Genomic DNA, 18,816 nt, shown 5'->3' with positions numbered 1-18,816 from the left:
AAAATGAAGTTAAAACTGACCGCACTTTTTATTGGCTTATTGGCGATTATTTTCGCCTTGTTACCTTGGCTTTTTGTGCAAGTAGCCGATTGGCAAAAAGCCTTTAATCAGCTGATTTCTGAAAATCTGCACCAAATTCAAGCACATTCATCTACTGCAGGATTGTGGTTAATTTTTGCCGCCTTTTCTTATGGTGTATTACATGCATTAGGCCCTGGGCATGGGAAATTTATTATCGCTAGTTATCTTTCCACTCACGAAAGCCAACTTAAAACCAGCGTACGCTTAAGTTTACTTTCCTCTCTCATGCAAGGTTTTGTCGCAGTCGCAGCAACCTCTATTGTGGTGGTGATACTTAATCTTTCCTCAAAATATTTTAAACTTAGTCAGCTATGGCTGGAGCGTAGCGCTCTGATTTTATTATTGTTGTTAGGGCTTTATTGGATTGCTCAAGGTTTGAAAGGCTTGAAGAAAAAACAATCTTTTCGTATCACATCGATTCAATCATTACCGAAACAGATTGGAGCAGCTTCGCCATTTAGATATGAGCCAGGAAAAGCAAGCCAAGCGCAATGTAGTTGTGGACATCAACATCTACCCAATCATCAACAGCTTAAGCAATCGGGTGATTTAAAATCTCAACTCTTAGTGATTTTAACTATTGGTATGCGACCGTGTAGTGGCGCCATTTTTGTGCTTTTTCTCGCTTATATGCTGGATCTTTATTGGTGGGGAATTTTAGCTACTTTTGCCATGTCTTTGGGGACAGGATTAATGCTTTCGCTTTTTGCAGCGTTAGTTCGCTATGCGAGAAATGTCGCGACTCGCTTAGGCCATTGGTATGGTTTAGCGGGTTCTAATCAAAAAGGCGAAGCCATGATCAAATGTATTGCGGGCGTAATGATGATCTTTTTTGCACTAAGCTTGTTATATGGCACGATGAGGGCTGTAACAGGTGGGGCAGTCTTATTTGGTGGATAAAGAAAAGGGCAGCGTTTGCGGCCCCCTTTCTTTGAAAATAGATTATTCAACCCAAGTGACGATTTCCTCAATTGGTCGACGAGATTTTTTGGTAATGTCTCTCGCACGATAACCAAATGTTGCGGCCACGGATACACCCCATTCATTTGGATCAAAGAGACCTTCAGCGGCTAAAACTTCATTCATTTTATCATAGTTAAAGCCTTCAATAGGGCAAGAATCTACACCGATAGCGGCAGCACCCGTTAGCATATTGGCTAATGCAATGTAGGTTTGTTTGCTTGTCCAGTCAAATAATGCACGCTCGCTTTCTGCGGTTTTCATTTCAACCTCTTGTAAGCCTTTATATTTTTCCAAGGCTTTTTCTAATTGCTCGCCTTGTAAACCTCTCCGCACCGCAACATCACGAAAGAAAGGCGTGTCATATCGCGCATTTTTCTTCGCAAGAATGACGACTAAATGGCTGCAATCATCTAATTGATATTGCATGCCCCAGCTAAAAGGTTTGAGCTTATCGCGTAATGCTTTATTTTGAATCACTAAGAATTGCCATGGCTCAGAACCAACGGAGCTTGGTGATAAACGAGCAAATTCTAAAATTGCTGCGAAATCTTCTTGGCTAATTTTTTTATTCGGATCGTAATAACGTGTTGAACAGCGATTTTCGAATACTTGAAGCATTTGTTCGCGTGTAATTTGATTTATGTTTTTTCCTCTTTACATTATCTAATTTGTAATCTTTTGACCGCACTTTAGCGCTCTTTCCAATATCCAATCCACTCTTTGAGTAATTGCATATTTTTCGTAATTGCGCCACCTTGCGGAATAAAATGCATCATATTGAGTCCGTAACTGTCGGGCGTAATGCCTTCACCTACACTTGCAGGTAACACATCAAAGCCTTGTTGTTGGAATAATAATTTTGCACGTTGCATATGCCATTCATTAGTGACTAAAATAATTTTATGAATACCTTCTTTTTCCAATATCTGCTTGGTGAAAAGCGCATTTTCTTTAGTAGTAAGTGCTTTAGGTTCAATCCATTTGGTTGGCACATTAAAGAAGTTTTGAAGTTCTTCAGCGGCGATTTTTGCCTCAATGGCGCCAGTTGGACTCGCCCCTGTAATCAATAATGGCAAGTGCGTTTCTTTTTGCAAGAATGCTGCATAGCGTAAGCGTTCAAGTTGAATAGCGGTTGAAGCTAATGGCGCATAAAGTTCTTTGCTATCACGCAAGCCACCGCCAAGTAAAACGATCGCTTGAGCTTGTTGGTAATCTTGCAGCGTTAAATGATCTTCAGTGATAAGACTATCTTTAAGTACTTGTGCCGTGTAAGGGATACTTAAAAGATAGAGTAGTGAGAAACTAAGTGCGGTCGAAATTCGGCTTAATTTTTTGAAATTGAATTTAGCTAGAATAAGAGACAGCCCCCACAAAATTAAAATATTAAATGGGGGAAGAATCATAGCGGTAATGAGTTTTTTCAATTCAAACATCATTTATCCAATTCAACAAAATCCAACGCTTTGGTCCACAATTTTGCATAGCTGCTATTTTTACCATAAGAGTTATCGCAAACACGATTTGGGATTTCTAATAGGCAAGAGAAAATATGGCCATGCAAGCGAGTCGTGGTCACTTTGTCGTTTGCTAAGAATACTTGCGCAACACGTTTTACAATGCGTTGAGTATAGGCATACCAGAATTGATGGCAAAGATTTTTCAACCAACCTAAGCCAAATTTGTTCGCTATTTTACTGATTCGCCAGCTTAATGCTAAAACAACATCATCTTCGGTTGAAAGAATGTCTTCCCAGTCTTTTACATTACTGTTAGCGGGCAGTTGCGCTAAGATATTTTTTTCTACATCACTTGCTTCAATGTCTTTACGCAAGAAATAAAGTTGTTCACCCGTTGTGCCTTGCTTGGTTTCCATCGTGCCATAAAGCTGATGCGCCATATCGGGCGATAAATAAACATGATCAGAAAATTGTGCAAATAAATTCGCTGTTCTTTCGTCACGCGCCAGTAAATGGCAATCACCGTGGTTACGGAAAAGTGCGGCTGATTTTTGCAGATTTTCTTCGTGCTTAAAATAAGCAGTTTGTGGAAGCACAATAATACGATTATTTGGGAAATGCGTTACCATTTCTTCACGGATCTTTTGATGCTGTGGATAAAGATCGCCAAAGTTGCCGCCACCATGTAAAAGGATGGTGGTGTTCGGTGTGATTTTTGCTTTGACTTCTTCAAGATCTAAATCGTATTCACAGCGTTTTAAGGTCACATTAATGTGGTGATCTTTAAAAAATTGCTCGGTTCCGTGATAAATCAATAAATCGCCCACATTCAAATGAAGCGGGTAGTCAAAATAAAATACGTCGTTTTTATCTTTGATCAGTTCAACAATAGGATTCAGTTTGTTTTTTAAATCAATAAGGAGTTGATTCATTTTTTTACTATTTTCTTTAAATAGCTAAACAAGAAATTTTTTTCTGCTGTGTTTAATCCGAAGATTAAGATGACACAGATTAATACCATTTCTAAGATGATGGATTGTCCAATAAATTCCAATAAAGAATAACTGCGGGTGGTATCGGATATATAGATGATACCTAATAGCAGACCAAACACCACGCCGACATTCACTAAATATGAGACAAATTCTTTTTGGTTAAATTTAATTTTTTTATTAATAAAATATAATCGATAGATTTGTGAGATGACCATCGTACTAAATTTACCCACAAAGGCAAATACTGGATTATAACCTAGTGTGAACAAATAATAAGCCAATGGTACCGTACAAAGATCAATTAATGCCACGATGATATTGTATTGTTTTACGGTGGATGTGCCAATGGCTAATGCACTCATCCAAAATGCACCTGCCATTGCACTGATTAATAAGCAAGCAATAATAGCTTGTACAAGTTGTTCAGTATATTGCGGAAGATGATCGCCTAGCCAAAATGTCAGTAAGGTATGGGTGAAATACAATACAGGCGCAGAGAGAATTGCCATTAAATAAAGTGAATATTTTGAAATGCCAAGAATTAATTGACGATTGCGATCGTAATCTTTTGCCGCATAAGATTGAACCAACTGCGGATTAGCTGCCATTTGGAAATTATTCACAAAGCTATAAACAGCACCTTCTACCTGAGTCGCAATAGCGACAGCTGCATTGACTGCTACGCCAAAGAATAAGTTAGACACCATATTCAAGCCTTGGGTCGAACCCACATAGGCAACTTGTCCCATGAGCATCCAACCGGAAAAACTCACCATTTCTTTAGTTTTGCTTAAATCTTTATATAAGCGGAAACGAGCAGCCTCTTTGAAATAATATTTAGTGAATAACACATAAAGAGAGAGCACAATTAAGCTGACTGAAAGCAATAAGCAGCTATAAGTAACCAACTTATCGTAATGTGTGATATGACTTAAGATAAAGACAGAAGTCAGTTTTAAGATGGTTTCACCTAATCCCAACCAAGCATAGAATCCCATTTTCTCATGGGCAACAATCATGGCATTGAATGGCACTTTGATGATTTCAACAAGAGCAATAATTAATGCTAATTGGTAAACGATATTTGCGGCTTGCAAGCGTTCAGCGGGGATCACCAATTTGTGATTTAAAAACCATAAACCGACGGTTTCGGCTAACACGAATACGATAAAAATAATGAGTAGGTGATTTAAGATGCTAATATTAAAGACTTTATTGACACGTTGAATGTCATTCGAGGCTTTTTCTACGTTAATAAAACGCTGAGTGGTGGCCGTCATTGTGCCATTAAAAAAGGAAAATAAGACCACCACACCCATCACAATGTTGTAGATACCAAAATCTTCCACACCCAATACCTGCAATACCACACGAGAGATATACAGCATCGCCCCCATGTTGAAGAGCATTCGGATGTAAAGAAATAGCGTATTTTTGGCAATGGTTTTATTTGACATTGTGAGAATGAAATTAGAAAAATTGGGGGAATTATAGGGGGGATTGGGATGTGTAGCAAGCCTTGAGAGACTTCTTCTAAGTTCAATCGTATTTAGTAAAAAAAAGAAAAGGCTAAATATAAATTTAGCCTTTTATTATTTAGACGATGCAGACTGCCAAATCTAGTTGCTTATTATGGAACTGATGCAATGTGCCACGATGACCCACACTCATAATGATCATATTGGGTAACCGCTCTTTAATTGTTTTATAAAGGAGGTACTCGGTTGGCTCATCAAGTGCTGATGTGGTTTCATCTAAAAAGACCACTTCAGGTTTCGTCAGTAAAATCCGAATAAATGCCACGCGCTGTAATTCACCTGGCGACAAAATTGCCTGCCAATCGTTATCTACATCTAAGCTATGAAGATATTTATCCAAACAACAGTCAGCCAGTGTTTTTTCCAATTCAGGATGATAAGGATCAATATCCGGATAGCAAATCGCTTCACGTAACGTACCTTGTGGCATATAAGGACGCTGCGGTAAGAATAAACTGGTCACACAAGGATGTTCCACCAAACCAACAGTCTCAAAAGGATAAATTCCCGCCATCGCTTTTAATAGCGATGTTTTCCCTGTGCCAGATGGACCTTGAATTAATAAAGCATCCCCATTTTTTAATTCAATATTTAAGTTATTAAGCAACAATCTGCCTTGGTCATCTTTAATACCAAAATTTGATAATGCAACACGGTTAGAACATTTCATGGGTTGATGAACCTCTAAATGATCTAATTCATCCAACTTTGTCATAAAACCATAAAGACGATTTAAACGCGCTTGATAGAGCGTAAATTCTTCATAGAACAAACGGAAGAAAGAAAGTGCGGTCATTAATCGGTTAAATGCTTGCACAGTTTGGTGCATATCGCCCAGTTTGATTTGTCCAGTGAAAAAACGAGGTGCTTGCAGCATTAACGGTAAGAGTTTTGCAACGCGCGTGACACTTCCATTAAAGCCGTCTAATCCCAACATTCTCAATACAATTGCCCAACGGTTATGAATGATTTGAGCAAATTTGTTTTTCAATAAGTGTTGTTCTTGCAGTTCGCCTTGATAGAAAGCGATACTTTCCGCATTATCCCGCACTCGAATCAAAGAATAACGGTAGTCACCATTGAGTTTTTCTTTGTTAAAGTTCAACTTGATCAAAGGGTGACCAATCCATACAGACATTAATGTTGCCAGGATAATAAAGGCGTAAATAAAGAAGACAACACCTTTTTCGATATTTAATCCAAAAAGACTTAATACGCCTGAGAGAGACCAAAGGATGATAGTAAATTCAATGGTGGTCAGAACAGAATTAATCATGCCACGTACAATAGTGACAGTGCTACTGATGAATTCACGAGCATCTTGTTCAATACGTTGGTCAATATTATCGGGTAGCTCTTTTTCGTATTTAAGACGATAGTATTTTTTATTTTCTAACCATCGTTTAACCAGGACTTTATTTAGGCTTTCCAACCAACGAATTTCAAATACTTGTTGCAAGAAATAATCGGCGATAGAGTGGATAACTTGTACCAATACTAAGAGGGCATTTAGTTTTGCAAAGAACCAAAACTTATCCGCATCTAATTCCTGCATGGAGCTATAAAGCCCATTATAGAAAAAAGAGTTGAGCACGCTGAAGCGCACTTCTAGCAAAATCATCGTAAACAATACCAGTAGCATAAGGATGATTTTGATGCTGTTACGACGATTAATCGAAGGGGATGCAATATGCCAAAACTTTTGACCAAATGTGGTTTGTTTTAGTGCTGTCATCACTACACTAAAGCATAAAACCACCCAGAAAAGTGCAGTCAAAATCCAGCTTAAACTTGAGTTAAGTTCAGTTTGCCAATTCATTGATTATCCATAAAGTAAAAAACGAAAAAAGGGCGAAATGATTCGCCCTCGTATTGTGCGCTCAATTAAAACTCAACTTTCGTGTTGAAGATAAATTCACGTCCATAACCTAATGCAACAGGGATTAACGTGTTTGTTGCGTTACCAGAGGTAGATGGATAGTAAGTTTTATCTGTTAAGTTTTTACCGTTAAGTTGGAAAGACACTTTTTTGCCAGAGATTTTGGTATCGTAAGCAATAAAGGCATCATATACCACGGCATGAGGTAATTTGTATGCTTTGGTGTAATCACTGTTATAAGCATGCCAAGAACCTAAATAACGAGCACCACCACCAACACGGATGTTACCAAAATCAAATTCACCTACGTTATAAGCTAAGAATAGAGAAGCTTGATGTTTTGGTACACCTGAAAGTTGTTGATTTACCGCATCAGGATAAAGCTCATTTTCAAGTGATTTTACTTTAGTGTATGTATAGTTAGCCGCTACACTTAGGTTATCAGTAACTTGACCATTAAGATCGAATTCTACACCGCGAGAACGTTGTTTGCCCACAATATTTAGTTGCGCACTTGAACCCGAACCAACGGCTTCAGCCACATTACGTTTGGTGATATTGAATAATGCAAGTGTCGCATTGAAGCCAGAGTTTTCGTATTTTGCACCAATTTCAAAAGATTTACCTTGTTCTGGTTTTAAATCGCCGCTAACAGGTGTTGCAACACTCATTTGTGGACGGAAAGACTCAGCGTAGTTAGCAAATGTCGCAATATGTGGCGTAAATTTATATACGGCACCTAATTGATACAATAATTTACCATCGTGCTGATCAGTATTTCCTGTTCTTGTTAGATTTTGGCCTTTTTTACAGTTTGCAGCATTTAAACAATGACGTCCCGCAAATTGATCAAAGTACTCATAACGTAAACCACCTGTCATGATAAAGTTATCTGTAAAGTAAGCGGTATCTTGAATATAAACACCAACAGTTTTGAGATGGTTATATTGGTAAGCGTTGCCGTTACCGTTTTTATGTTTAGCAACCGGATTGGTATAATTTGGATGATCGATATTGATATCAGAACTCATGATACCTTGGTTATAAATAGGTCCAATATCGCGGATATTACGCATAACATCCACACCGGCTACAAAACGGTTAGCAATATCACCAATACCAAATTCACCGACGATATTTAATGTGCCACTATGAACACGTTGATCGCCTTGTTGTTGCTCAATAGCTCGGCGTACATGACGAGCGCTTAATTCTGGAGAGGTAATCTCGCCCTTTTTATTTTTAATAGCAGGGATCGCAACATCTTTAACATTGATATTTGTAATACGTGCTTGGTTATAGAAATATTTATAACGAGCATAGCTGTAACCCGCATTTAATTTCCAACCGTCACTTAATTTGTGTTCAATTTTGAAATCGATATTATCGGTTTTTGCGGTTGTTTCATTATTCGGCTCATCTAAACGACGCGATACAGGAATGTCCGGTAAGGCATTCGTCGCCGTTAAAAGGTTTGTGCCACGATCAAATGGCTCAAGAATATCTTTATGTTCATAAGAAAGAAGCACTTTAGTTTTATCATTTTCCCAAGAAAGTGATGGCGCATAAGTCGTATTTTTTAATTTGCCAAAATTACGCCAGTAGTTTTTTTCTTGTTTGTCATAGATAAAGCGGTAAGCAAAACCATTTCCTAAACCGCCAGTGAAATCTAATTGTGTTCCCCACAGGCTATGATTACCTAAAGTTCCTCCGATAACATGGCGTGGTGTTTGTTGTGGTTTTTTAGTAATGATATTAACCACACCACCTGGATCTTGAATACCATAAAGTACAGATGCAGGCCCTTTTAACACTTCAACGGTTTCAGTTGTCGCACTAAAGTTTTTTGCTGGGCCAGCTTGTAAACCGTTACGCATAATTGAGTTGTCACGGTTTCCACCAAAACCACGTTTTTGGATGGCATCAAACATACCTCCTAGCGTATTGGCTTGGCTTACACCACTGACGTTATAAAGCGCATCAATGAGTGATTCAGGTTTACGATCTTCTAATAATTTAGTCGAAAGGATATTGACAGTATTTGGCGTATCGAATACAGGCACTTCAGCTTTTGATACGACGGATGTCCCTGTCGTTTGATAACCATTTTGTTTAATACCTGTATCTTGAACATTAATTTGTTCAAGCGTTTCAGTGTTTGCTTTTACTGGTTGTTCAGTTTCCGCAAATGCTGAAACTGAAAAACTGGTTAAAAGTGCGGTTGAAATGAGGCTTAATTTAAAATTCATAATCGCTATCCCGATAGATAATAAAAGAGGCGCAAGTATAGCGAAAACGTTTTCGTTAATCAATGAAAATTATTTTCATTTGTATGAGTGATTCATTTAGAAAGTATCCATTCAAATTAAGTAGGGGATAAAAAGAAAAAATCCCAAGCTAAAAAGCTTGGGATTGCAAGATGGTGCACTAGCTGAACCCGAATTCACTTGTAGTATATTGATTTTTAATGTTTATTTTTTAAAGTCTAAAATCTTGTTACTAAGCTTGTTACTAAAATTCAAATTCACCACAAATCAATAATAGTTTCTGATGCCATAATACCACTAATAAGCCGTGTGTTAAAAATTTTATAGAAAAACTGTTCACCTTGTTCACCAACCCTTAAAACTCTTTATTTATTATATAGTTATATTCTTTTTTATTGTTCACCAACTGTTCACCATTGTTCACCTTTGTTCACCAATCAAAAAAAGATATCTCAATACAGAATATTTAATTCCTGGTTGTTCAAAATTTAATCAATAAAATAATCTTAACTCATCGTATCTAACCGTATATAAACTATTGAAATTTAAGGCATTTACTTTATATTTTTTGTATATATATTGTTCTATGGGCTTTTTATAAGCCGTCTTAATTAAGATGAACAAAAGGAGCTTAAATGCTTATTCATGAACAAATTAGAAGTGAAGCGATAGAAAGATTAAAACCCCTTCTATCAAACCATATTAAGCGTTTCTATAACGGGCGCTTGTTAGGGTTAAATCCTTCTGAACAATGTCCTGCTATTGCGGTTTATTTAGAGGATATTGATGCGGAAGAAATTACCGTTTGCGATAGTGAATTTGATGCGATGCTTAATGTAGCTATCTACTTAAAACCCCGTTCCGGCGAAGATGAATTGGATGAAATTGCGGAATTAGTACGAAATGCTATTTGTACCGCTGAATTTAACTCACTCATTACCGTTTCATTAAAGCACTACCGTTATGAATATGATGAAGATCAAGCGGCGTGGATTGCGTCAGTTGTTCGATTTGCCATTCACTACGGAGAATAAGGATTAATTATGTTTAAAAAACTGTTAGAACTACGCCAACAAAAAGCGGAAAAAGTCACAGCAATGCGCGCTATGTTAGACAAAGCAGAACAAGAAAATCGCTCATTAAATGATGCTGAAAACGTTGACTTTGATAAATTGAAAGATTCAGTGAAACAATTAAGTGATGAAATCGCCCGTTATGAAACGGTGGCCGACGAAGAACGTAACATTACCGACAAAGGCAAGCCGGTAGAAACACGCGGTAAAACCTTTAGCAATGACGAACTACGCCACTACATTAAAACGGGTGAATTACGAAATCTTTCCACCACCGGTCAAGAAGATGGCGGTTATACCGTGATCCCACAATTGGATAAAGACGTAATGAAACGCTTAACCGATGATAGCGTGATGCGTCAAATTTGTAACGTGGTCCGCTTGCCGGTTGGTGCGAAAGAATACAAAAAACTTGTTTCCGCCGGTGGTGCAGTAGTGGCCCATGGTGAGGAAGGTCAAGCCCGCAATGGCACCACCACACCGAAACTCCATGAAGTTGCCATTGCTTTAAATCCTATCTATGCCTATAGGAAATGCTAATCTAGGTGGTAAGGCAAGAACGCACCTCTATCCGGCATACTTAGCATTTACGGCTGCAAGTGGAATCTCAAATACTCTTACTTTGAGAAACTTCTCAAATTCATTAAAGCAAGGATTTGCGCAGCATAAAAATAAATTTGAGTTCTTCAAAGTTAAAGGAAAATTTGGATATCGCTCCAATGTTCACTTCAAAAACTATGATGAGTTCCAAAGTGAGTTCGATTCATAAACTAGGAAAGAGGGGCAAAAGCCCCTTTTTTTATGCTTTTCTCTTAAAGGTGAACAATTAGGGTGAACAATAATGTTCACCTATTCACCCGTAACTATATGAAATAAAAGGTTAAATTGACAAGGTGAACAGGTGAACCAATTTTTGTAATATTTTTTACACGCCGCTCATTCACACGCTTTCTTTTTCGCATTGCTCCACAAAATCACTCCATAATTGCATCACAGGGCGGCGGAGTTCTACATAATCGTAACGGTTATACGCCTGACTTGTTTTATTCCCAATGCTATGAGCAAGACAACTTTCAGCAATACGGAAATCAACTTGCTGATCTTCTAAAAACGTTCTAGCTATCGATCTCAATCCGTGAGCATCTTGAATCCCTTTGTAACCTATTTTTCTCAATGCGTTAGCTATTAGTTCTTTACTAGCTGATTGGTTAGGTTTGTGGTAGTGAGAAAATACGAATTTGTCATCACCTGTTATAGGTTTCAATTCTTCTAAAATATCCATCATTAAAGACGAGAGAGGAACAATGTGAGGAAATTGCCCTTGTCTTGTTTTTTTCATTTTTTCTGCTGGGATAGTCCATAACTTTTTATCAAAATCAATTTCAGACCATTCAATAGAAACCGCCTCAGCCGGACGAACCATAGAAAGTAATTGCCAGCGGAATAAAACCTTTGTCAGATAATCCCTGTTTGAATTTTTGAAGTCTTGTAATAGTTTCGGTAGTTCTTCCGGTTTGATTGCTGGGTGATGTTTTTGAGGCTCTTTATGGTAAGCATCAGATGCTTTCAAGCAAGAATTAAACGAAATCAATCCTATTGTTACCGCATAATTTAAAATCTGATTAGCGAGGTTTAATAAACGGTGCAGCGTATCATTGAAACCTTTTTCATTTAATGGCCGAACAGTTTTAATCAATAAAGGGGAAGTAATCTGATCGATAGGGTAATTCCCAAGAGTAGGGAATAGATAATTTTCTAATCTTGCCCAATTTTTTTCCATTGTCATAGGCTCAATTTCTTTACTTCTTTTTTCTTTCCAAAGTAAAGCGACTTTATAGAAAGTATTTTCGTTCTGACCGTTTTTAATTAGTTCTTGTTCTTTTATGTATTCTTGCGGATCGATACTTTGAGCGAGTAGGGCGCGATATTCTTCGCGTTTTTGGCGAGCTTGCGCAAGTGTTATAGCTGGATAAGTTCCAATAGTAAAAGATGTGCGTTTATTTGTTACTGGGTGATAATAATTGAAAATCCAAGCCTTAGCACCGGTAGGCTTAATGCGTAAAAAAAGACCGTTACCATCACTTAGATTGTATTCTTTATCCTTTGTTTTCGCCTTATCTACTTCTGTATTTGTGAGCGGTTTAGTAACACGAGGCATCATTTTTCCTTAGTTTTAGTAACAAGATTTTTCGAAGTTTATCACCTTGTTACTAAACTTGTTACTAAAAAATGCGGTTAAAGACAATTAAGTCTGATTAGTGGCGATAAGTAAAAGGGCTGAAAAGCCTTGAAAACACTAGGAAAAACAAAACCCCGCGAGTAACTTCGCGGGGCTGTGTTTAGGGTAAATGGTGCGACTAGCTGGACTCGAACCAGTGACCCCCACCATGTCAAGGTGGTGCTCTAACCAACTGAGCTATAGTCGCGTAAAAGATGTAGCAGATGATAAACAGTTTTAAGGATGAAAACAAGGGGATTTGTTTTAAGTTAAATTTAGCTGCTAAAAAAATAACCAAAATTTGTTGCAAAAACTCTCAGTGCTTGTTTTGATTTTGCGCTGGTTTAAGCGTATAATGCGCGACGGTTTTTATCTCGGATGGGCCGAAATTAAAAAAGCTTTTTTAAATTGTAACTATTTGTGGAGTTTAGATAATGTCTAGAAAATTAAGAAGAACGAAGATTGTATGTACAATGGGTCCAGCTACAGACCGCGATAACAATCTTGAAAAAATTATCGCAGCAGGCGCTAATGTTGTACGTATGAACTTTTCTCACGGTACACCAGATGATCATATTGAGCGTGCTGAGCGTGTTCGTGCGATCGCGAAAAAATTAGGTAAAACCGTGGCAATTTTAGGTGACTTACAAGGTCCTAAAATTCGTGTTTCTACTTTTAAAGACGGCAAAATTTTCTTAAATGTTGGTGATAAATTTATTCTTGATGCGGAATTACCAAAAGGTGAAGGTAATCAAGAAGCCGTTGGTTTAGACTATAAAACACTTCCACAAGATGTTGTACCTGGCGATATTCTTTTATTAGATGACGGCCGTGTTCAATTAAAAGTCCTTTCTACTGACGGTGCAAAAGTATTTACTGAAGTGACAGTTGGTGGTCCGTTATCAAACAATAAAGGGATCAACAAATTAGGTGGTGGTTTATCTGCAGACGCATTAACTGAAAAAGATAAAGCAGATATCATCACAGCTGCACGTATTGGTGTAGATTACTTAGCGGTATCTTTCCCTCGTTCAAGTGCAGATTTAAACTATGCGCGTGAATTAGCAAAACAAGCAGGTTTAGACGCGAAAATCGTTGCTAAAGTTGAACGTGCTGAAACAGTCGTTGATGAAGCAGCAATGGATGATATCATCCTCGCTTCTGATGTAATTATGGTTGCGCGTGGTGACTTAGGTGTTGAAATTGGTGACCCAGAATTGGTTGGCGTACAGAAAAAATTAATTCGTCGTTCACGTCAATTAAATCGTGCGGTTATTACTGCAACTCAAATGATGGAGTCAATGATCAGCAACCCAATGCCAACTCGTGCAGAAGTGATGGACGTGGCAAATGCGGTATTAGATGGTACTGACGCGGTAATGCTTTCAGCAGAAACTGCTGCAGGTCAATATCCAGCTGAAACTGTGGCGACAATGGCTCGCGTATGTTTAGGTGCAGAAAAAATGCCAAGCATCAATATTTCTAAACACCGTTTAGATCGTGAATTCAGAGATATTGAAGAATCTGTAGCGATGTCAGCAATGTACGCAGCAAACCACTTAAGCGGTATTGCAGCAATCATTACATTAAGCCACTCTGGTCGTACACCATTATTAATGTCACGTATTAGCTCAGGTTTACCAATCTTTGCACTTTCTCGTGTTCAAGAAACCTTAAACCGTTGCGCATTATACCGTGGTGTAACACCAGTTCATTTTGATGGTGAATCTCGTAGCGCTGCAGGTGCAAAAGCAGCGATTAACCTATTAAAAGAAAAAGGTTATTTAGTTTCAGGTGATCTTGTTTTATTAACACAAGGTGATGAATCAGAAGGTACAACTAACGTTTGTCGTACTTTAACTGTTGAATAATCAACATGCCTGAATGAAAAAGAGCGGTGGATTTTTCCACCGTTTTTTTATGTCTAAAATATTGAAAATATTGACCGCACTTTTTTCTTAAAACCACCTCGTATTTGCGGTATCATAAGCACAGTTTTTTAGTTTAAATTGAAATCCTTATGGCATCACAACGACAAATCCAATCTTCCGATCAGAAAACTGAACAAGTTAGTATCCCGCCTCATTCCACTGAAGCTGAACAAGCCGTTCTAGGCGGTATTATGTTGAGTAATCAGCATTGGGATGGCATTGCGGAAAGAGTTATTGCTGAGGATTTTTATACTTTTGCACATAAAGCAATCTTCCAAACTATGGAAGAATTAATGCGTAACCAAACGCCAATTGATTTGATTACCCTCGATCAAGCCCTTAAAGCCAAAGGTATCAGTGATTCCGTAGGCGGTTTTGCTTATTTAGCGGATCTTTCTAATAACACCCCAAATGCCATTAATATTTTGGCTTATGCAGAGATCGTACGTGAAAAAGCGATTTTGCGTGAGCTTATTGCCGTAGGGAATCGTATTGCAGAAAACAGTTATTCGCCCAAAGGCAAAGACATCAAGATGGTGTTGGATGAAGCCGAAAGAGAAGTGTTTGCGATCGCTGAAAAACGAAGTTCTTCAACAGAAGGACCTCAAAATGTGCTTAGCGTATTGGAAAGCACCATTGCTCGAATTGAAACCTTAGGTAAGCTTGAAAATCATAACGGTGTGACAGGGGTCACAACAGGCTTTGTTGAGTTAGATAAGAAAACAGCTGGTTTACAGCCTTCCGATCTCATCATTGTGGCTGCACGTCCTTCCATGGGTAAAACCACGTTTGCAATGAACCTTTGTGAAAATGCGGCCATGGCAAGTGATAAGCCTGTATTGGTATTCAGTTTAGAGATGCCTGCTGAGCAAATTATGATGCGTATGATTGCCTCTCTCGCTCGCGTGGACCAAACCAAAATTCGTACTGGCCAAAACTTGGAAGAAGCGGAATGGAGCAAAATTGCCAGCGTGTTTGGGATGTTTAAGCAAAAAAATAATCTTTATATCGATGATTCATCGGGTTTAACTCCAACAGAATTGCGTTCTCGCGCACGTCGTGTGTATCGAGAAAATGGTGGCTTGAGTATGATTATGGTGGATTATCTTCAATTAATGCGCGCGCCCGCATTTTCAGATAACCGTACCTTAGAGATCGCCGAGATTTCTCGTTCTTTAAAAGCATTAGCGAAAGAATTAGAAGTCCCTGTTATTGCACTTTCCCAGCTTAACCGTACTTTAGAACAACGTGCAGATAAACGTCCAGTAAACTCAGACTTGCGTGAATCAGGCTCTATCGAGCAGGATGCTGACCTGATTATGTTTATTTATCGTGACGAAGTGTATAACGATAATTCTGAAGATAAAGGTGTTGCTGAAATCATTATTGGTAAACAACGTAACGGTCCGATTGGTCGTGTACGTTTAGCATTTAACGGTCAATTCTCACGCTTTGATAACCTTGCCGAACAGCGTGAATACAGAGATGATTATTAGGCAAGATAGAACGGATTAGAAAAATGAACGTAAAACCGGCAACAGCGAAAATCAGTTCGCTTGCCTTAAAACATAATTTACAAGTTATTAAAGAAAAAGCGCCACATAGCAAAATTATTGCGGTAGTAAAAGCAAATGCATATGGTCATGGTGTGGTATTTGTTTCCTCTGCTTTAGAAAGCATGGTAGATTGCTTTGCAGTGGCACGTTTAGAAGAGGCGTTATCGTTACGCTCTAACGGTATTATTAAACCGATCTTATTGCTAGAAGGTTTTTTTGATGAAAAAGATTTACCCATTATTGCGGTAAATAACATCGAAACGGTGGTACATAACCGTGAACAGCTTGAAGCATTAAAACGAGCTGTGGTACCAAGTCCAATCAAAGTCTGGTTGAAGATTGATACCGGTATGCACCGTTTAGGTGTGTCACTTGATGAAGTGGATTATTTTTATCAAGAGCTGAAAAAACTCCCTCAAATTCAACCGCACTTAGGTTTTGTCAGCCATTTTAGCCGTGCTGATGAACTAGATTCTGATTATACTCAAGTTCAGCTTGATCGTTTCCTTCACGCGACAAAAGATAAAGGTGGAGAAAGAACCATTGCGGCATCTGGCGGGATTTTATTCTGGCCTGAGGCTCATTTAGATTGTATTCGTCCAGGGATTATTATGTATGGCATTTCACCAACGGATACTGTTGGGGCTGAATTTGGTTTAATCCCCGTGATGAACTTAACTTCTTCATTACTTGCGGTGCGAGAACATAAAAAAGGTGAACCTGTTGGCTATGGTGGCATTTGGACCAGTCCTAAAGATACCAAAATTGGTGTTGTCGCTATTGGATACGGTGATGGATATCCGCGTGATGTGCCAGAAGGCACGCCAGTTTATCTAAATGGTCGAATTGTTCCTATTGTCGGTCGCGTCTCAATGGATATGCTAACGGTAGACTTAGGCGCAGATAGCCAAGATAAAGTAGGTGATGAAGTGATTTTATGGGGTAAGGAATTACCAATTGAAACAGTAGCTAAATACAGTGGTATTTTAAGCTATGAATTGATTACAAAATTAACCCCGCGTGTTATAACAGAATATGTCGATTAATTGTTTTTGTAAGAAAGCAAAAATGTAAAGAATTCAATTTTTAAAAGGAAATATTCATGAAAAACATCAATCCAACCAATACACAAGCGTGGAAAGCGCTTGAGGCTCACCAATCTCAACTGGCTCATACCACGATTGCTGATTTGTTTAAGCAAGAAGAAAATCGTTTTAATGATTATTCTTTCACTTTTGAAAATCAAATCTTAGTAGATTTTTCAAAAAATAAAATTAATCAAGAAACCCTCAAATTACTTCGTCAATTAGCCAAAGAGTCTGCATTAGATGAAGCGATCAATGCCATGTTTACAGGCGAGAAAATTAATCGTACAGAAAATCGAGCAGTATTACATACCGCACTTCGTAACCGTTCAAATACACCTGTCTATGTAGATGGCAAAGATGTGATGCCGGAAGTGAATGCCGTATTAGCGAAAATGAGCGCGTTCTGTGCTCGTGTGATTTCAGGTGAATGGAAAGGTTATACGGGAAAAGCGATTACTGATGTGGTGAATATTGGTATCGGTGGTTCGGACTTAGGTCCTTACATGGTGACTGAAGCACTTCGTCCTTATAAAAATCACTTGAATATGCACTTCGTTTCAAACGTGGATGGAACCCATATCGCTGAAACGTTGAAAAAAGTGAATCCTGAAACGACACTTTTCTTAGTGGCTTCTAAAACCTTCACCACCCAAGAAACTATGACCAATGCGAATTCTGCACGCGATTGGTTATTAGCGGCAGCGAAAGATAACAGCGCGGTGGCAAAACACTTCGCCGCACTTTCTACCAATGGTAAAGCGGTAGCAGAATTCGGTATTGATACTAATAATATGTTTGAGTTCTGGGATTGGGTTGGTGGCCGTTATTCTTTATGGTCTGCAATCGGTCTTTCTATCGCACTTTCAATCGGCTTTGATAATTTTGAAGCGTTATTAAGTGGTGCGCATGAAATGGATAAACATTTCCGTACCGCGCCATTAGAAAAAAATATCCCTGCAACATTAGCATTAGTCGGTTTATGGAATACCAACTTCCTTGGTGCACAAACCGAAGCGATTTTACCTTATGACCAATATTTACACCGTTTTGCCGCTTATTTCCAACAAGGCAATATGGAATCAAACGGTAAATATGTCGATCGTAATGGCGATGTTATCCATGATTATCAAACCGGCCCAATTATTTGGGGAGAACCAGGTACAAACGGTCAGCATGCATTCTATCAATTGATTCACCAAGGTACGATGTTAATCCCTTGTGACTTTATCGCGCCAGCACAAAGTCATAATCCATTAGGTGATCACCACAGCAAATTATTATCAAACTTCTTTGCGCAAACTGAGGCACTTGCTTTTGGTAAAACCAAAGAAGAAGTCGAAGCAGAATTTGTGAAAGCGGGTAAATCGTTGGATGAGGTAAAAGACATTGTGCCATTCAAAGTCTTTACGGGTAACAAACCGACCAACTCTATTTTAGTGCAAAAAATTACACCATTTGTTCTTGGCGCATTAATTGCGATGTATGAACACAAAATTTTTACACAAGGTATGATTTTCAATATCTTCAGTTTCGACCAATGGGGCGTGGAATTAGGTAAACAATTAGCGAACCGAATTCTTCCTGAATTGGCAGACAAAGAGAATGTTTCAAGCCATGATAGCTCAACCAATGGATTGATTAATCAATTTAAAGCGTGGCGCTAAGATAATGTAAAGTAAAAGTGCGGTTAAAATTGATCTGACCCCAAAAAGTTAGACTGTTATTTAAAGGATTGTTTTCGATATTGTACCGGACTCAGTCCTTTTAATT

At 38.4% G+C, this 18,816-nt stretch carries 14 protein-coding genes, 1 tRNA gene and 1 pseudogene; 8 read left to right on the top strand and 8 right to left on the bottom strand.

Features of this window, described 5'->3' with window-relative positions; all coding sequences use genetic code 11:
* The first annotated feature begins 3 nt into the window (after positions 1 to 3).
* On the top strand, positions 4 to 981 hold the full coding sequence (gene zevB / locus ACXVWP_RS09015) for a zinc transporter permease subunit ZevB (protein WP_297569663.1): 978 nt from the start codon (positions 4 to 6) through the stop codon (positions 979 to 981).
* Positions 982 to 1,023: 42 nt separating this feature from the next.
* Here zevB and ACXVWP_RS09010 read toward each other — a convergent pair whose 3' ends face one another.
* The 6 genes from ACXVWP_RS09010 to ACXVWP_RS08985 form a co-directional block, all read right to left on the bottom strand.
* On the bottom strand, positions 1,024 to 1,686 hold the full coding sequence (locus tag ACXVWP_RS09010) for an NAD(P)H-dependent oxidoreductase (protein ID WP_297569689.1): 663 nt from the start codon (positions 1,684 to 1,686) through the stop codon (positions 1,024 to 1,026).
* Positions 1,687 to 1,733: 47 nt separating this feature from the next.
* Positions 1,734 to 2,477, bottom strand: coding sequence for a YdcF family protein (locus ACXVWP_RS09005; RefSeq protein ID WP_049355771.1), 744 nt, complete (start codon positions 2,475 to 2,477; stop codon positions 1,734 to 1,736).
* Complete coding sequence (locus ACXVWP_RS09000; RefSeq protein ID WP_297569666.1) at positions 2,477 to 3,433, bottom strand: polysaccharide pyruvyl transferase family protein; 957 nt, start codon at positions 3,431 to 3,433, stop codon at positions 2,477 to 2,479. Before ACXVWP_RS09000 ends, ACXVWP_RS09005 begins: the two co-directional genes overlap by 1 nt.
* Positions 3,430 to 4,953 carry a lipopolysaccharide biosynthesis protein gene (locus ACXVWP_RS08995; protein ID WP_297569668.1) on the bottom strand — a complete coding sequence of 508 codons (1,524 nt, stop codon included), beginning with the start codon at positions 4,951 to 4,953 and terminating at the stop codon, positions 3,430 to 3,432. The genes ACXVWP_RS09000 and ACXVWP_RS08995 overlap by 4 nt, the downstream gene beginning before the upstream one ends.
* Before the next feature lie 139 nt (positions 4,954 to 5,092).
* A complete protein-coding gene (locus ACXVWP_RS08990; RefSeq protein WP_297569670.1) occupies positions 5,093 to 6,853 on the bottom strand; it encodes an ABC transporter ATP-binding protein/permease in 1,761 nt (586 codons plus the stop codon).
* 65 nt (positions 6,854 to 6,918) lie between these two features.
* On the bottom strand, positions 6,919 to 9,162 hold the full coding sequence (locus ACXVWP_RS08985; protein ID WP_297569672.1) for a TonB-dependent siderophore receptor: 2,244 nt from the start codon (positions 9,160 to 9,162) through the stop codon (positions 6,919 to 6,921).
* A gap of 653 nt (positions 9,163 to 9,815) precedes the next feature.
* On the opposite strand from ACXVWP_RS08985, the gene gpU reads away from it, so the two are divergent.
* The 3 genes and pseudogenes from gpU (at position 9,816) to ACXVWP_RS08970 (ending at position 11,022) form a co-directional block, all read left to right on the top strand.
* Positions 9,816 to 10,214 carry a phage tail terminator protein gene (gene gpU / locus ACXVWP_RS08980; RefSeq protein WP_111302486.1) on the top strand — a complete coding sequence of 133 codons (399 nt, stop codon included), beginning with the start codon at positions 9,816 to 9,818 and terminating at the stop codon, positions 10,212 to 10,214.
* A 9-nt stretch (positions 10,215 to 10,223) separates the two neighbouring features.
* A pseudogene (locus tag ACXVWP_RS08975) lies at positions 10,224 to 10,787 on the top strand (phage major capsid protein); the annotation flags it as partial.
* Positions 10,774 to 11,022 (top strand): primase-like DNA-binding domain-containing protein, encoded by a 249-nt coding sequence (locus ACXVWP_RS08970; protein ID WP_297569674.1) that lies wholly within the window; start codon positions 10,774 to 10,776, stop codon positions 11,020 to 11,022. The pseudogene ACXVWP_RS08975 and the gene ACXVWP_RS08970, both read left to right, overlap by 14 nt.
* A gap of 171 nt (positions 11,023 to 11,193) precedes the next feature.
* On the opposite strand, the gene ACXVWP_RS08965 is transcribed toward ACXVWP_RS08970, so the two are convergent.
* Together ACXVWP_RS08965 and ACXVWP_RS08960 are read right to left on the bottom strand one after the other, a co-directional pair.
* On the bottom strand, positions 11,194 to 12,411 hold the full coding sequence (locus ACXVWP_RS08965; protein ID WP_297569694.1) for a tyrosine-type recombinase/integrase: 1,218 nt from the start codon (positions 12,409 to 12,411) through the stop codon (positions 11,194 to 11,196).
* A 191-nt stretch (positions 12,412 to 12,602) separates the two neighbouring features.
* Positions 12,603 to 12,679 (bottom strand) — tRNA-Val (locus tag ACXVWP_RS08960).
* 226 nt (positions 12,680 to 12,905) lie between these two features.
* Between ACXVWP_RS08960 and pyk the strand changes: the two genes are divergently transcribed.
* The 4 genes from pyk to pgi all read left to right on the top strand — a co-directional run bounded on the left by pyk (position 12,906) and on the right by pgi (position 18,710).
* Positions 12,906 to 14,342 (top strand): pyruvate kinase, encoded by a 1,437-nt coding sequence (gene pyk / locus ACXVWP_RS08955; protein WP_111304126.1) that lies wholly within the window; start codon positions 12,906 to 12,908, stop codon positions 14,340 to 14,342.
* A 149-nt stretch (positions 14,343 to 14,491) separates the two neighbouring features.
* Positions 14,492 to 15,898, top strand: a complete 1,407-nt coding sequence (locus ACXVWP_RS08950) for a replicative DNA helicase (protein WP_005695940.1) — start codon at positions 14,492 to 14,494, stop codon at positions 15,896 to 15,898.
* 23 nt (positions 15,899 to 15,921) lie between these two features.
* Positions 15,922 to 17,004 (top strand): alanine racemase, encoded by a 1,083-nt coding sequence (gene alr / locus ACXVWP_RS08945; protein ID WP_289902273.1) that lies wholly within the window; start codon positions 15,922 to 15,924, stop codon positions 17,002 to 17,004.
* A 56-nt stretch (positions 17,005 to 17,060) separates the two neighbouring features.
* On the top strand, positions 17,061 to 18,710 hold the full coding sequence (gene pgi / locus ACXVWP_RS08940; protein ID WP_289902272.1) for a glucose-6-phosphate isomerase: 1,650 nt from the start codon (positions 17,061 to 17,063) through the stop codon (positions 18,708 to 18,710).
* Positions 18,711 to 18,816: the final 106 nt, after the last annotated feature.

Source organism: Haemophilus sp. SZY H56 (genome assembly GCF_054332415.1).
This window is presented reverse-complemented; position numbering and strand designations above follow the sequence as displayed.